The organism is Ancylobacter sp., from assembly GCF_965229075.1.
Lineage (GTDB): Bacteria > Pseudomonadota > Alphaproteobacteria > Rhizobiales > Xanthobacteraceae > Ancylobacter.
The window spans coordinates 2,936,776-2,950,127 of record NZ_CBDDIO010000002.1 but is presented as its reverse complement, the minus strand read 5'-3'; the positions used below and the strand labels follow the sequence as shown (position 1 = coordinate 2,950,127).

14 protein-coding genes are annotated in these 13,352 nt (G+C 67.2%); 10 read left to right on the top strand and 4 right to left on the bottom strand.

Annotated features, from left to right (window positions below; translation table 11 throughout):
- Window positions 1–35 precede the first annotated feature (35 nt).
- Window positions 36–449: a GNAT family N-acetyltransferase gene (locus ACO07Z_RS19910; protein WP_421700296.1), complete on the top strand. Its 414-nt coding sequence runs from the start codon at window positions 36–38 to the stop codon at window positions 447–449.
- 10 nt (window positions 450–459) lie between these two features.
- Here ACO07Z_RS19910 and uvrB read toward each other — a convergent pair whose 3' ends face one another.
- Complete coding sequence (uvrB, locus tag ACO07Z_RS19905) at window positions 460–3,060, bottom strand: excinuclease ABC subunit UvrB (RefSeq protein WP_421700295.1); 2,601 nt, start codon at window positions 3,058–3,060, stop codon at window positions 460–462.
- Between the two features lie 37 nt (window positions 3,061–3,097).
- A complete protein-coding gene (locus ACO07Z_RS19900) occupies window positions 3,098–3,718 on the bottom strand; it encodes a hypothetical protein (protein WP_421700294.1) in 621 nt (206 codons plus the stop codon).
- A gap of 409 nt (window positions 3,719–4,127) precedes the next feature.
- Between ACO07Z_RS19900 and ACO07Z_RS19895 the strand changes: the two genes are divergently transcribed.
- The 8 genes from ACO07Z_RS19895 to ACO07Z_RS19860 all read left to right on the top strand — a co-directional run bounded on the left by ACO07Z_RS19895 (window position 4,128) and on the right by ACO07Z_RS19860 (window position 10,430).
- Entirely contained in the window at window positions 4,128–4,838 is a 711-nt protein-coding gene (locus ACO07Z_RS19895; RefSeq protein WP_421700293.1) for a cysteine hydrolase family protein, read from the top strand.
- Window positions 4,839–4,913: 75 nt separating this feature from the next.
- On the top strand, window positions 4,914–6,530 hold the full coding sequence (locus tag ACO07Z_RS19890; protein ID WP_421700292.1) for a regulator: 1,617 nt from the start codon (window positions 4,914–4,916) through the stop codon (window positions 6,528–6,530).
- A gap of 137 nt (window positions 6,531–6,667) precedes the next feature.
- On the top strand, window positions 6,668–7,021 hold the full coding sequence (locus tag ACO07Z_RS19885) for a cupin domain-containing protein (RefSeq protein ID WP_244375718.1): 354 nt from the start codon (window positions 6,668–6,670) through the stop codon (window positions 7,019–7,021).
- Window positions 7,022–7,117: 96 nt separating this feature from the next.
- Window positions 7,118–7,735, top strand: a complete 618-nt coding sequence (locus tag ACO07Z_RS19880) for a hypothetical protein (protein ID WP_421700291.1) — start codon at window positions 7,118–7,120, stop codon at window positions 7,733–7,735.
- The gene (locus ACO07Z_RS19875; RefSeq protein WP_421700290.1) at window positions 7,732–8,415 is read left to right on the top strand and encodes a ribonuclease T2 family protein; all 684 of its coding nucleotides are present in this window, start codon (window positions 7,732–7,734) and stop codon (window positions 8,413–8,415) included. Before ACO07Z_RS19880 ends, ACO07Z_RS19875 begins: the two co-directional genes overlap by 4 nt.
- Window positions 8,412–9,302, top strand: a complete 891-nt coding sequence (locus ACO07Z_RS19870; RefSeq protein ID WP_421700289.1) for a 23S rRNA (adenine(2030)-N(6))-methyltransferase RlmJ — start codon at window positions 8,412–8,414, stop codon at window positions 9,300–9,302. Before ACO07Z_RS19875 ends, ACO07Z_RS19870 begins: the two co-directional genes overlap by 4 nt.
- A 202-nt stretch (window positions 9,303–9,504) precedes the next feature.
- Window positions 9,505–9,720 carry a cold-shock protein gene (locus ACO07Z_RS19865; RefSeq protein ID WP_421700288.1) on the top strand — a complete coding sequence of 72 codons (216 nt, stop codon included), beginning with the start codon at window positions 9,505–9,507 and terminating at the stop codon, window positions 9,718–9,720.
- A 101-nt stretch (window positions 9,721–9,821) separates the two neighbouring features.
- Complete coding sequence (locus tag ACO07Z_RS19860) at window positions 9,822–10,430, top strand: glutathione S-transferase family protein (RefSeq protein ID WP_421700287.1); 609 nt, start codon at window positions 9,822–9,824, stop codon at window positions 10,428–10,430.
- Between the two features lie 107 nt (window positions 10,431–10,537).
- On the opposite strand, the gene ACO07Z_RS19855 is transcribed toward ACO07Z_RS19860, so the two are convergent.
- Window positions 10,538–11,188, bottom strand: coding sequence for an outer membrane protein (locus tag ACO07Z_RS19855; protein ID WP_244375709.1), 651 nt, complete (start codon window positions 11,186–11,188; stop codon window positions 10,538–10,540).
- A 362-nt stretch (window positions 11,189–11,550) separates the two neighbouring features.
- A complete protein-coding gene (locus ACO07Z_RS19850; protein WP_421700850.1) occupies window positions 11,551–12,096 on the bottom strand; it encodes an outer membrane protein in 546 nt (181 codons plus the stop codon).
- A 466-nt stretch (window positions 12,097–12,562) separates the two neighbouring features.
- Between ACO07Z_RS19850 and ACO07Z_RS19845 the strand changes: the two genes are divergently transcribed.
- Complete coding sequence (locus tag ACO07Z_RS19845; RefSeq protein WP_421700286.1) at window positions 12,563–13,345, top strand: SDR family oxidoreductase; 783 nt, start codon at window positions 12,563–12,565, stop codon at window positions 13,343–13,345.
- Window positions 13,346–13,352 lie beyond the last annotated feature (7 nt).

The window sequence follows — 13,352 nt, the reverse complement described above, 5'->3', positions numbered from 1 at the left end:
TCGCGCCGTAGCGCCGACTTTAGTGGGAGACCTGGTTGAACATCACCCTTGAAACCGATCCGGGCGCCGAGATCCGCGACCTCATCGACCGTGGCCTCGATATCTTCAACGAGGCCAGGGGCGGCCCTTTGGGGGCGTCGCAGCTTTGGGTCATCGCCCGCGAAGACGCCGGGGTTACGGCAGGCGGCCTCAAGGCCAGCACCTATTTCGGCTGGATGCACATCGCCTGGCTCTGGGTGTCGCCCGAGGCGCGCGGCGGCGGGATCGGCAGCGCCCTTTTGAACGCCGCCGAGGCAGAGGCCCGCGCGCGCGGCTGCTCCGGGGTTCATCTGGAAACCTATAGTTTCCAGGCACCGGATTTCTACGCGCGGCACGGCTATCAGCGCTTCGGACAGATCGACGATTACCCGCCCGGCCATTCCAATATCTGGTTGAAGAAGCGCTTCTGAGCGCCCGCCCTCACCGCTTCGGCGCGCGCCGTCCGCCCTTGCGATAGCCCTTGGTCATCGGGTCCGGCCGTTCCGGCCGCACCCAGTCTTCCACGCGCAGCGGTTCCACCCGGTCGGTGCCGGGACCCATATCGTCGAGCGACGGCTTGACGATGCGCGACGTGCCCGACGGCCCGAAGATGGAAGGCTCGCCCGGCTCATAGGCCGCCTGCGCCTCGTCGGCCCGCGCCTCATGGCCGGAGGAGACATGGCCCGGCGAGGAGCGCCGGCCGGACGCGCCGCCTTTGCCCTTCTTCTCCGGCAGATTGGCGGCGCGGCCATATTTGCGCTCGCCGCGATAGCCGCCGGTGCGCTCGTCCACGCTGTCCTGCCGCGCCAGCGGATCGTCGGAGAGCACCAATTCCGTCGCCTGCAGCCGCTTGATCTCGTCGCGCAGCCGCGCCGCCTGCTCGAAATCGAGATCGGCCGCCGCCTTGCGCATGCGCTTTTCCATGTCGGCGATCACGGTGGCGAGGTTGTTGCCATAGGTGGCCGCGCCCTCGGCGAGGCCGGTGTCGACCGTCACATGATCGCGCTCATAGACGCTGTTGAGAATGTCGCCGATCGCCTTGCGCACCGTCTCCGGCGTGATGCCGTTCTCGGTGTTCCAGGCGATCTGCTTCTCGCGGCGGCGCTGCGTTTCCGCCATCGCCCGCTCCATCGAGCCGGTGATGTTGTCGGCATAGAGCAGCACCCGCCCGTCGACGTTTCGCGCCGCGCGGCCGATGGTCTGGATCAGCGAGGTTTCAGAGCGCAGGAAGCCTTCCTTGTCGGCATCGAGGATCGCCACCAGCCCGCATTCGGGAATGTCGAGGCCCTCGCGCAGCAGGTTGATGCCGATCAGCACGTCGAAGGCACCGAGGCGCAGATCGCGCAGGATCTCGATGCGCTCGATGGTGTCGATGTCCGAATGCATGTAACGCACCCGGATGCCGTTCTCGTGCAGATATTCCGTCAGGTCCTCGGCCATGCGCTTGGTCAGCACCGTCACCAGCGTGCGGTAGCCCTTCGCCGCCGTGGCGCGCACCTCGCCGAGCAGGTCGTCGACCTGGGTGCGGGCCGGGCGCACCTCCACTTCCGGGTCGACCAGGCCGGTGGGGCGGATCACCTGTTCCACGAACACGCCGCCCGTGCGCTCCATCTCCCATTTGCCGGGGGTGGCGGAGACATGCACGGTCTGCGGGCGCATCGCCTCCCATTCCTCGAAGCGCAGCGGCCGGTTGTCCATGCAGCTCGGCAGGCGAAAACCGTATTCTGCCAGCGTCGCCTTGCGGCGGAAGTCGCCGCGATACATGGCGCCGATCTGCGGCACGGTGACATGGCTTTCGTCGCAGAAGATCAGCGCGTTGTCGGGCACATATTCGAACAGGGTCGGCGGCGGCTCGCCCGGCTGGCGGCCGGTGAGCCAGCGCGAATAGTTCTCGATGCCGGCGCAGCTTCCCGTCGCCTCCATCATCTCGATGTCGAAGGTGCAGCGCTGTTCCAGCCGCTGCGCTTCCAGCAGCCGGCCCATGGCGTTGAGCTCGTCCAGCCGCATTTTCAGCTCGGCCTTGATGCCGTGGATCGCCTGAATCAGCGTCGGGCGCGGCGTCACATAATGCGAATTGGCGTAGAGCTTGACGAATTTGAGGTCCTGCGACTTCTGACCCGTCAGCGGGTCGAACTCCTGGATGCTCTCCACCTCGTCGCCGAACAGCGAGACGCGCCAGGCCCGGTCTTCATAATGCGCCGGGAAAATCTCGATCACGTCGCCGCGCACCCGGAAGGTGCCGCGGCCGAAATCGCCCTGGGTGCGCTTGTATTGCAGCGCCACGAGATCGGCGAGCAGGGCGCGCTGGTCGATGCGCTCCCCCACCTCGATCTTGAAGGTCATCGAGGCATAGGTCTCGACCGAGCCGATACCGTAAATGCAGGAGACCGAGGCGACGATGATGACATCGTCGCGCTCCAGCAGCGAGCGCGTGGCGGAGTGGCGCATGCGGTCGATCTGTTCGTTGATCGACGATTCCTTCTCGATGAAGGTGTCGGTGCGCGGCACATAGGCTTCGGGCTGGTAGTAGTCGTAATAGGAGACGAAATACTCCACCGCATTGTCGGGGAAGAAGCTCTTGAACTCGCCATAGAGCTGCGCCGCCAGCGTCTTGTTCGGCGCCAGCACCAGCGCCGGGCGCTGCAGGCGCTGGATGACATTGGCCATGGTGAAGGTCTTGCCCGAGCCGGTGACGCCAAGGAGCACCTGGTCGCGCTCGCCCTGCTGCGCCGCCGCGCACAGTTCCTCGATCGCCTGCGGCTGGTCGCCATTGGGCGTGTACTCGGACTTCAGCACGAATTTGACGCCGCCTTCGGATTTCTCCGGCCGGGCCGGGCGATGCGGCACCCAGATCTGGCCGTCCACTTCGGGCCGGCCGCTCTCGATCAGCGCCGAGAGCGCGGCGACGGTGGCGGAGGCGCCCGAGGTCGGCGCCACGCCGAGCTTTTCGGCAAGGGCGGGATCGAGCGTGGCGGATTGCGCGGGCTCGAAAGCGCGCTGGGAGCGCTCGGAGAACCCGCCGGGACGTGCTGCTTTGGCCATGGCCGCAATATGGGGCCGCCTCGCCCGGATGGAAAGATCAGGAGCCGGCCAGGTTACGCGGGATCGGCACGAAGGAGAACACGACACCCCGGCCTGTGACGCCGACGCTGTACTCCCGCTTCAGCGCGGCCGCGATCTTGGGCTGGACCGCCTTCAGCTTCATCTCGACATCGGCCGAAAGGCTGGCGCCACGCTTTCGCTCGAACACGATATCACCGACATAGACCGCCTTGACCTGATAGATGGCGAGGCTCCCGGTGCGTGAGGCGACGGACGCGCGGCAGCGCTTCTGGCCCATGAGCCCCTCGAACACGACGTCGGCGTCGGTCGCAGGGATGCTGTACTTGGTCACATTGACCATCTTGTAGTCGAAATAGCTGGTGAAGGCACCGGTTAGCCCGACACTGGCAAGTGCGTTGGAAATGCCCGAGGCCGAGGCGTCGATCGACAGCCGGTCGGCGATATTGATCGCATCGACCCGCCCCTCGGTCGGGTTACTGACCTCGAAGGGTCTCAGGTCGACGACCTGGCACAGGGACTCAATAGAAACCGGCCGGCCAAGCTCCCCGGTCGGCTCTTCGTCCGCGTAATAAAGCGAACCGACATAGATTCCGGTCTGCGGCGGCCGAATTTCCCGCGCTCCCAGCTCCGGCGCCAATCCGGTAGGTTTGCACCCGGCCAAGGCGATGCACACCAGAGCCGCCGTCCATACCCCGTATCGCATGCCCGCCCCCCACGACCAAAGACAGACAATTACTAGAACACCATTTAAGGTTGTCAACGTATCAATTTAACAACCTTAGAGGTCAATCATCCGCTCCCCTCAGCTGGCCCGAGCCCCCCGGACGGAGGCACGGGTGCCTGTGGTCTCGGCACCGCGTGGGAGCAATGCCGGAAACATGTGCGGGCATCTTCGGCTCTACCGAGTGAGCTCGAAATACTCCGCACTATTTCAATGCGTTAGAACAGAATGATTAATTTAAGAGCATTGGCACGTCACATGCATACCTCAATGTATGCATGTGACGGCGCCATGGCACCGTCGGACCCCCTCCTCCATCGCGGAGATGCCGATGCCCCTGCCCCTCTTCGCCGCCGAGCCGGCGCCGCTCGCTTTCGCCCCGGCCCGCGCGGCACTCATCATCATCGACATGCAGCGCGACTTTCTGGAGCCGGGCGGCTTCGGCGAGACGCTGGGCAATGACGTGTCGCGGCTGCAGGCGGCGGTGGAGCCGTGCAAGGCCGTGCTCACTGCTGCCCGCGCCGCCGGCCTGCTCGTCATCCACACCCGCGAGGGCCACCGCCCCGACATGATGGACGCGCCGCCGGCCAAGGTGGAGCGCGGCTCCCCCACGGCCCGCATCGGCTGCGCCGGGCCGATGGGGCGCATCCTCATTCGCGGCGAGCCCGGCCACGACATCATCGCCGAACTCGCCCCCGCGCCGGGCGAACCGGTGCTCGACAAGCCCGGCAAGGGCGCCTTCTACCAGACCGACCTCGAACTGATGCTGAAGAACCGGGGCATCGACACGCTGCTGGTGGCCGGCGTCACCACCGAGGTTTGCGTCCACACCACCATTCGCGAGGGCAATGACCGAGGCTATCGCTGCGTGGCGCTGGCCGATTGCTGCGCCTCCTACATCCCCGAATTCCATCGCGTCGGCCTGGAGATGATCAAGGCGCAGGGCGGCATTTTCGGCTGGGTGTCGGATTCCGCCGCCCTGCTCGCCGCGCTCGACACCTCACCCGCGATGGCGGCCTCCGCCAGCGCCGCCTGAACCCGCCTGCCGCCTCCGGCGCCCGGCGCCGCTTTCACCGCGTCCCCGTCATTCGTTCTTCGAGGGATACCGAGCATGTCCGCGACTGAAATGACCCCGATCTCACCCGCCCGCGTCGGCATGCGCCCGACCCTGTGGACGCGCGGCGACTGGAATGCCCTGTTCGGCTTCGGCACCAACATTCTCGTCAACATGCTGGTGCTGACCGGCCTGCTGCAGTTCGTGCTGAAAATGCCGCCCGACATCGTCTTCGGCCGCATCCTGCCGGCGGTGGGGCTGATGATGTTCCTCTCCACCGCCTATTACGCCTGGCTTGGCTACCAGCTCGCCAAGCAGACCGGGCGCGACGATGTCTGTGCGCTGCCGTCCGGCATTTCCGTGCCGCACATGTTCGTCGTCACCTTCGTCATCATGCTGCCGATCGGCGCGGCGACCGGCGATCCGATCCAGGGCTGGGAGGCGGGGCTGGTCTGGGTGTTCTTCCAGAGCTTCATCCTGATGATCGGCGGCTTCGTCGCGCCCTATATCCGCAAGATCACCCCCCGCGCGGCGCTGCTCGGCACGCTGGCGGGCGTGTCCATCGCCTTCATCTCGATGCGCCCCGCCTTCGAGATCTTCGCCACCCCGGTGATCGGCCTCACCTGCTTCGCCATCATCATGGTCAGCTGGTTCGGCGGGGTGAAATACCCGCGCGGCATCCCCGCCGGCCTCATCGCCATCGCCGTGGGCATGGCCATCGCCTGGGGGTCGAATCTCGTCGGGCTGAACTATGGCGGCATGAGCCTCGCCAATGTCGGCGCCGCCTTCACCACTTTCGGCTTCGCGGTGCCGCTGCCGGCGTTCGACCATGTGTTTCACGGCTTCAGCTATCTCGGCGTCATCCTCGTCACCGCCATCCCCTTCGGCATCTATGATCTCGTCGAGGCGATGGACAATGTGGAGAGCGCGGAGGCGGCGGGCGATCATTACCCCACCACCCGCGTGCTCACCGCCGATGGCGTGGTCAGCCTCATCGGCTGCCTGATGGGCAACCCCTTCATCAACGCGGTCTATATCGGCCATCCCGGCTGGAAGTCGATGGGCGGGCGCATCGGCTATTCCGCCGCCACCGGGCTGATGGTCATCATCCTGTCCTGGTTCGGCATCATCGCGCTGCTGCTGGCGCTGATCCCCGTCGTCGCCATCTCGCCGATCCTTCTGTACATCGGCATGCTCATCGGGGCGCAGGCGTTCCAGACCACGCCGGCCAAACACGCCCCCGCCGTGGTGCTGGCGCTCACGCCCCACCTCGCCGCCTGGGCCAAGCTGCTGATCGACAATTCGCTGGCCGTCGCCGGCACCTCCGCCGCGACGCTGGGGCTGGAGAAGCTCGGCGCGGTCGGCGTGCTCTATCACGGGCTGGAAGTGATGGGCGGCGGCGCCATTCTGGTCGGCCTGGTGCTGGGCGCCATCGGCGTGTTCGTGGTCGAACGGCAGTTCGTCAATGCCGCCGCCTTCGCGCTCGCCGGCGCCGTCCTCACCTTTTTCGGCTTCATGCACGGGGAAAGTGTCGGATTCGGCGTGACACCGGGGGTAGCATTTGCTTACCTTCTGGTTGCCGGCTTCCTCTTCGCCTGCGCCAAATACGCGGCGCTGGAGGGGGCGCCCGCCGCACAGACGGCGGCAGGGCCGCAGCCGGCACCGGCGGAATAGACCTTCGCTTCGATGCTGGGGGGTATCGAAGCAGCTTGAGACGGCGCGGCACATCCCGCAGGATGTCCCGCGCCGCTCTTGTTTTCGGCCCGGTCGCACGCCGCGCCGCTCCCGCCCCTGCCGTCCGCGAGGTCTCCATGTCGTTCCTGCTTTCCTTCGACCCGGCCACACTCGGCGCGCCGGAGGAAACCGCCCCGCCCGCCGACCGCCTCCTCTCCGGCGATCCCCGCCACCGCACCTGGAACGCCGAGACGCTGCCGGATGGCGCGCTGTTCGCCGGCATCTGGGAATCCACCCCTGGCGCCTGGCGGGTGGATTATGAGGAATGGGAGTTCTGCTCCATCCTCGAAGGCGTCTCCATCCTGCACGAGGATGGCGAGGCGCCGGTGACGGTGAAGGCGGGCGACACCTTCGCCCTGCGGCCGGGCTTCAAGGGCGTGTGGGAAGTCGTCGAGACCACCCGCAAGCACTATGTCATCCGCCTCATCTGAAGCCGGTGCGCAAATCCGGCGAAGTGTGGCCTTGCCGTCATTGACCGCGCGGCAGGCGCGACGCATCTTCGCCGCAGACTCTGTAGGAGACGCGCGATGCCGGCCGACACGAAGCATGCCAAGGGACGGATGACGCGGGCGATGGCGCGAACGGCTGCCGGCGCTGGCGCGCTCTTCCTGCTCGCCGCCTCGCTCGGCAGCGCCGAGGCCGCGAACTTCTTCGAGAAGAACTTCTGGCTGTCCGGCCCGAACTACAGCGGCAATGTGCCGGCCTGCGACACGCCCGGCGCGCTGTCGAAGATCCGGAGCGACTTCGCCACCACCGAATCGCGCTTCTGGAACTCCAAGCTCACCATCGACCGCATCGACGATGTGCGCGAGGTGGCGTTCCGCCCGTGGGGCGAGCAGTACATTCCCCGCCGCTACTGCCGCGCCGAAGTCGTTATTTCCGGCATCGAGGGCACGCCGCATTTCGAAAGCGAAGGCGCCTATGGCAGCGGCGCTTATGACGGCCACATGACCGGCAAGGCGGCCGCCCAGCCGGTGGGCAAGGCCTATGGCAAGGCGCCCGGCCTGCCGCGCACCCACACGGTATGGTACTCGATCATCGAGGATGGCGGCTTCCTCGGCGCCTCCTGGGGCGTGGATTTCTGCGTGGAAGGCTTCGACCGCTCCTGGACCTACGCCCCGAATTGCCGCATGGCCCGTCCGTGAGGCGAACGCGGGCGGCGGGGCTCGCCCTCGCCGCGCTGCTTTTCGCGCCGCTCGCCGCCAGCGCCCAGACCAAGGGCGAACCCGGCCAGTTCGACCATTACGTCCTCGCCTTGTCCTGGTCGCCCTCCTATTGCGAGGCGATGGGCGCCCGCGCCGAGCCGGCGCAATGCGCCACCGCCCGGCCCTTCGCCTTCGTCATCCACGGGTTGTGGCCGCAATATAAGCGCGGCTGGCCGGAGAACTGCGTCGCCCCCGCCCCCTTCCTCCCGGAGCCGCTGCTGCGCTCCATGCTCGACGTGATGCCGAGCCGCCGGCTGGTGCTGCACCAGTGGCGCAAGCACGGCACCTGCGACGGCACCGATTCGGCCGCCTATTTCGCCACCGTCCGCCGTGCTTATGAGCGGGTGACCATCCCCGAGCCCTTCCGCCGGCTCGACGACTACCGCATAGTCTCCCCGGGCGAGGTCGAAGCCGGCTTCCGCGCCGCCAATCCGGGCCTGGCGCCGGACATGATCGCGGTGGCCTGCGACGGCCGCCGGCTGACCGAAGTGCGCATCTGCCTCAGCCGGACGCTGGAATTCGCCCCCTGCCCGGATGTCGACCGCCGCGCCTGCCGGGCGGAGCGGGTGGCGATGCCGCCGCAGCGCGAGCGTCAGGACGCGCCACAGAGGACCGAATGAACTACCGCCACGCCTTCCATGCCGGCAATTTCGCCGATGTCGTCAAACATGTCGTGCTCGCGCGCATCCTTGCCTATCTCGGGCACAAGGATGCCGCCTATCGCGTCATCGACACCCATGCCGGCGCCGGCCTCTACGACCTCACCGGCGACGAAGCCCGCCGCACCGGCGAGTGGGAGGGCGGCATCGGCGCCGTGCTGCGCGCCCGCTTCACCCCGGCAGTGACCGAACTGCTCGCCCCCTGGCTCGACGCGGTGCGGGCGGTGAACCCGCCGGCGGCGGACGATGCCGCGCTTGCGGACGCGCTTTCGCGCTATCCCGGCTCCCCGCTCATTGCCCAGGCGCTGACCCGACCGCAGGACCGGCTGCTGCTGTGCGAGACGCAGCCCGGTGTGCGCGCGGCGCTGGAGGAATCGGTCGGCCGCGACGCCCGCGCCAAGGTGCTCGCCACCGATGGCTGGCAGGCGCTCAGCGCCTATGTGCCGCCGAAGGAGCGGCGCGGCGTGGTGCTGGTCGACCCGCCCTTCGAGGAGCCGGGCGAGTTCCACCGCCTCGCCCACGGGCTCGCCGAGGCGCATCGGCGCTGGGCGGGCGGCATCTATCTCCTGTGGTACCCGATCAAGGATGTGCGCGCGGTCGATGCCTTCCGCCGCGAGATCGAGCGCGCCGGCATCCCGAAGACGCTGAACATCCAGTTCGACCTGCGCGCCGTGCGGCAGGCCGATACGATGACCGGTTGCGGCCTCATCGTGGTCAACCCGCCCTTCACCCTCGCCGAGGAACTGCGCAGCGTGCTCGGCGCCCTCGCCCCGGTGCTGGCGACGGACGGCGCCGGACGCGTGCGCGTCGGCTGGCTGACCCCGGAACGCGGTTCCGGCGCCTTGTAGAGCAATTCCCGCAAAAGTGCGTTGCGGTTTTGCGACAGGAATTGCGTTTAGCCAGAGAGCCAGAGCCGTTCCGGTGAATCTGCATTCACCGGGACTGCTCTGGCCCCGCCGCGTCATCATCCGGCATCGGTCTTGCTTCACCCTGGCCCGAACCGACGTAACCGGCGGATGGGCACGCCCGTCCGGGGTAAGGAGCAGGCGCATGGCGACGATGGGCACCGTCAAATTCTTCAACACCGACAAGGGTTATGGCTTCATCCGACCGGATGACGGGGGGCGCGACGTGTTCGTGCACGTCTCGGCCGTCACCCGCTCCGGCCTCGGCGCGCTGACGGAAGGCCAGCGCGTGAGCTTCGAGATCGAGCCGGACAAGCGCGGCAAGGGGCCGAAGGCCATCGACCTGCAGCCGGCTGACTGATAAGCCTGCCGGCCGAAGCTGCGGCGCCGCCGCGGCCGGGCGCAGGCGTCACCGGGCATCCGGAACGGGGGCGGCTGGCCCCTCAGAAGGTGCCGAACCCGATGAAGCTTCGCTCCTCCCCGCTGTCGCCGTTCGGACGCAAGGTCAAGATCGGCGCCATTTTGTGCGACATCCATCTCGATGTTGTGCCGGCGGACACGACCGACCCCACCGACTCCCTGCGGGAGCAGAACCCGCTCGGCAAGATTCCGGTGCTGCTGCGCGAGGACGGGCCGGCGATCTACGATTCCCGCGTCATCGTCGAGTATCTCGACATGGTGGCGGGCGGCGGCGTGCTGATCCCCGCACGCGGCGAGGACCGCATCGCGGCCTTGACGATGCTCGCGCTCGGCGACGGCATTTCCGACGCCGCGCTGCTGCAGATCTATGAGAACCGCTTCCGCGACGCCGACACCCACAGCGCCCGCTGGCTCGACCATCAGGCGGGCAAGGTGGCGCGCGGGCTGGCGGCGCTGGAAGCCGCGCCGCCGCAGCAGCTGCCGGTCAGCGGTGCCGCGCATGTCGGTGAGATCTCGGTCGCCTGCGCGCTCGGCTATCTCGACCTGCGCTTTGCCGGTGCCTGGCGCGCCGGCCATCCCGCACTGGTGGCCTGGCTCGACGCCTTTGCCGCGCGCGTGCCCGCTTTCGAGGCAACGACGCCGCAAGGCTGATCTTTTACCCTGATCGTTCGCCGCGAAGGTTCGCGCCATCCGGCAATAAAAAAGGCCCCGGATCGTCGATCCGGGGCCTTTCTGTTTGAGGCAGCGTCAGCCGCGCATCAGAACTTGTAGTTCACGCCCGCGCGGACGATGTTCGCGGTCAGCCCGGTCTTGTAGCCGATGCTGTCGTAATAGTCCTCGCCGAGATCCATGTAGAGATACTCGCCCTTGATCGTCCAGTTGTTGGTGAGGGCGTATTCCACGCCGCCACCGACGGTCCAGCCGGTCTGGGTCTTGTCGGTCGAGAGGCCGAACAGGTTGTCGCGCACTTCGGTGTGGCCGTAGGCAAGACCGCCGGTCACGTAGGGGAGGATGTTGCCGAAGGCATAGCCGAGGCGGGCGCGGACGGTGCCGAAATAGTCCATCTTGGACTCATAGCCGGCATAGGTGTCCTTGATGTCGGAGCCCTGGAAGTCGGCTTCGACGCCCACGACGACATTGTTGGCGAACTGGTAGTTCACGCCGATCTGACCACCGCCGAGGAAGCCCGACGGATCGAGATTGACGATGCCCGCGCCGCCTTCGCCCGAACCCCAGGCATAGCCAGCGTTGGCGCCGAGGTAGAAACCGGTCCAGGTGAAGGCCGGCTCGACGATCATCGGCGCCGCCTTGGTGGGATAGGGCTGCTGCCGCGCCAGATCGGCCGCGAAGGCGGGGGCGGCGGCGAGGAGGGCGGCCGCAGCGACGCCCGAGCAGAGAATCTTCTTCATGGCTATTCTCCGAAAGATTCCTGAAACCAGGAAAGGCGTGCGCAACCCCTTGGGCTTGCGTCTCGGAGCATGAAGTAGAAGCGCAGATGGGCGGGCCAAGGGCTGGATTGGGGCAGTCTCGCCGCATTTCCGGCGCCCACCCTCCCGGTGAGAGGCTGGAAAGGGCGAAAAACCGTTCGCATGCAACGGTTTTCGCGCCCTTGGAGGCCATTCACAGATCGGTGAGCCGCGCAACAATTCCGCCATGATCGACTGACGATCGCAAAAGGGGTGTGTCGCGCATGTCACAAATTCGGCCATTAGGCCACCGCCAGAGCGGGGCGACGGCGCGGAATCGGGGCGCTCGCGCGCCCCGCCAGGCCTTAGAAGCGGTAATTGACGCCGGCGCGCAGCACATTTGCGCTCATGCCGACATCGCGCGGGCCGAAGAAGCTGGCATAGGTCTCGTCGCCGAGGTCGATATAGAGATACTCGCCCTTGACGCTCCAATTCCCGCCCAGCGCATATTCGGCGCCGGCGCCGATCGTCCAGCCGAGATGGTTGCGGTCGTTGGAGAGGCCGAGCAGCTGGTAGCTGCCGCCGCCATAGGCAAAGCCGCCAGTGCCGTAGATCAGGAACTGGTCGAAGGCGTAGCCGATGCGGGCGCGCACCGTGCCGAAATAATCGAGCGTGAACACCGAGCTCGACACATCCGCATACTGGATGTCGGCCTCCACGCCGAACACCAAGGGCCCGGCGCCCTGCCAATTATAGCCCGCCTGCAGGCCGCCGAGGAAACCGTCCACATCCGGCGAGGCATCCGCCTCGCCCCAGCCATAGCCGGCATTGGCGCCGAGATAGAAGCCGGTCCAGGTAAACACCGGCGCCGGCGCATAGGACGCCACCGGGGCGGGCGCGGGATAGGACATGTCCGCCGCCGCGGCAGGAACGGCCATCAGGGCCACAAGCCCGAGAGCGGCACGGATGCTGTTGTTCATGGTCGTCTCCTGAAAACCTGGCTCAGCCACCGGCGAGCCAACAAATCTCGCCTGCACTGAAACAATTCCGAAGAGACGACAAAGATGCGGCTGAAATTGCGCGGAATTCTGGAAGACAATATTATGCTTAACGAAGTGTATACTTGATATATACGAAATTACCACCAAACGACGCGAGCCTTGGATCCTCGGTCAAAAGCGCAGCGCGAGCCCTCTATGGCCTCACGACGCGCGCAACGGTAAGGAAGCGCGCCTTTCGGGCATTGAAGTACCAAGGGATGGCAGGAAATTACCCATCCGCCTCCCGCGCCGTCATCCACCACCTCGCCTCGCCCGTATTGTTGGCTGGGCGAAGCGTCGCCCCCACCCCTGCTCCGTAAAACATCCTTGAGACCGAATGTCCCCTTCCCCCGCCTCCGCCCCAACGTCTCGCCGCCCAGTCGCCCTCGTCACCGGCGGCGCGGTGCGGATCGGCCGCGCCATCTCCCTGCGGCTCGCGCAGGAGGGCTATGACATCGCCCTGCATGTGCGCCGGCCCGGCCCGGCGGCCGAGGCCACGGCGGCGCGGATCGCGGGGCTTGGGGGCCGCGCGGTCATCCTCACCGCCGAGCTGGTGGAGGCGGAGGCGGTGGACGCGCTTGTTCCCGCCGCCGTGGCGGCGCTGGGGCCGCTCAGCCTGCTGGTCAACAACGCCTCGGAATTCCAGCCCGACACGCTGGAGACGCTCGACCTAGCACTGTGGGAACGCCACATGGCGGCGAATCTGCGCGCGCCGGTGCAGCTGGCCCGCGCCTTCGCCGCGCAGCTGCCGGAGGGCGTGCGTGGGTGCGTGGTCAACATCATCGACCAGCGCGTGCTGAAGCCGACGCCGGCCTATTTCTCCTACAGCGTCGCCAAGGAGGCGCTGTGGTCCGCCACCCGCATGATGGCTCAAGCACTGGCGCCGCGCGTGCGGGTCAATGCCGTCGGCCCCGGCCCGACGCTGGCCAATGGCCGGCAGAACGATGAGGCCTTCGCCCGCCAGTCCGCCGCGGTGTTGCTGGGGCGCGGCCCGCAGCCGGAGGAGATCGCCGACGCCGTCGCCTATCTCGCCCGTGCCGCCAGCGTCACCGGGCAGATGATCGCGGTGGATGGCGGCCAGCACCTCGCCTGGCGCACGCCGGACGTGGAAGAGGACTGAGCCCCGG

Excerpts from the sequence above, each read along its gene's own strand:
- ACO07Z_RS19855 (WP_244375709.1), bottom strand. The coding sequence starts at position 11,188 with ATGAAGAAGATTCTCTGCTCGGGCGTCGCTGCGGCCGCCCTCCTCGCC.
- ACO07Z_RS19870 (WP_421700289.1), top strand. The coding sequence starts at position 8,412 with ATGAACTACCGCCACGCCTTCCATGCCGGCAATTTCGCCGATGTCGTC.
- ACO07Z_RS19845 (WP_421700286.1), top strand. The coding sequence starts at position 12,563 with ATGTCCCCTTCCCCCGCCTCCGCCCCAACGTCTCGCCGCCCAGTCGCC.
- ACO07Z_RS19865 (WP_421700288.1), top strand. The coding sequence starts at position 9,505 with ATGGCGACGATGGGCACCGTCAAATTCTTCAACACCGACAAGGGTTAT.
- ACO07Z_RS19885 (WP_244375718.1), top strand. The coding sequence starts at position 6,668 with ATGTCGTTCCTGCTTTCCTTCGACCCGGCCACACTCGGCGCGCCGGAG.
- ACO07Z_RS19895 (WP_421700293.1), top strand. The coding sequence starts at position 4,128 with ATGCCGATGCCCCTGCCCCTCTTCGCCGCCGAGCCGGCGCCGCTCGCT.
- uvrB (WP_421700295.1), bottom strand. The coding sequence starts at position 3,060 with ATGGCCAAAGCAGCACGTCCCGGCGGGTTCTCCGAGCGCTCCCAGCGC.
- ACO07Z_RS19880 (WP_421700291.1), top strand. The coding sequence starts at position 7,118 with ATGCCGGCCGACACGAAGCATGCCAAGGGACGGATGACGCGGGCGATG.
- ACO07Z_RS19850 (WP_421700850.1), bottom strand. The coding sequence starts at position 12,096 with ATGTCCTATCCCGCGCCCGCCCCGGTGGCGTCCTATGCGCCGGCGCCG.
- ACO07Z_RS19890 (WP_421700292.1), top strand. The coding sequence starts at position 4,914 with ATGTCCGCGACTGAAATGACCCCGATCTCACCCGCCCGCGTCGGCATG.
- ACO07Z_RS19860 (WP_421700287.1), top strand. The coding sequence starts at position 9,822 with ATGAAGCTTCGCTCCTCCCCGCTGTCGCCGTTCGGACGCAAGGTCAAG.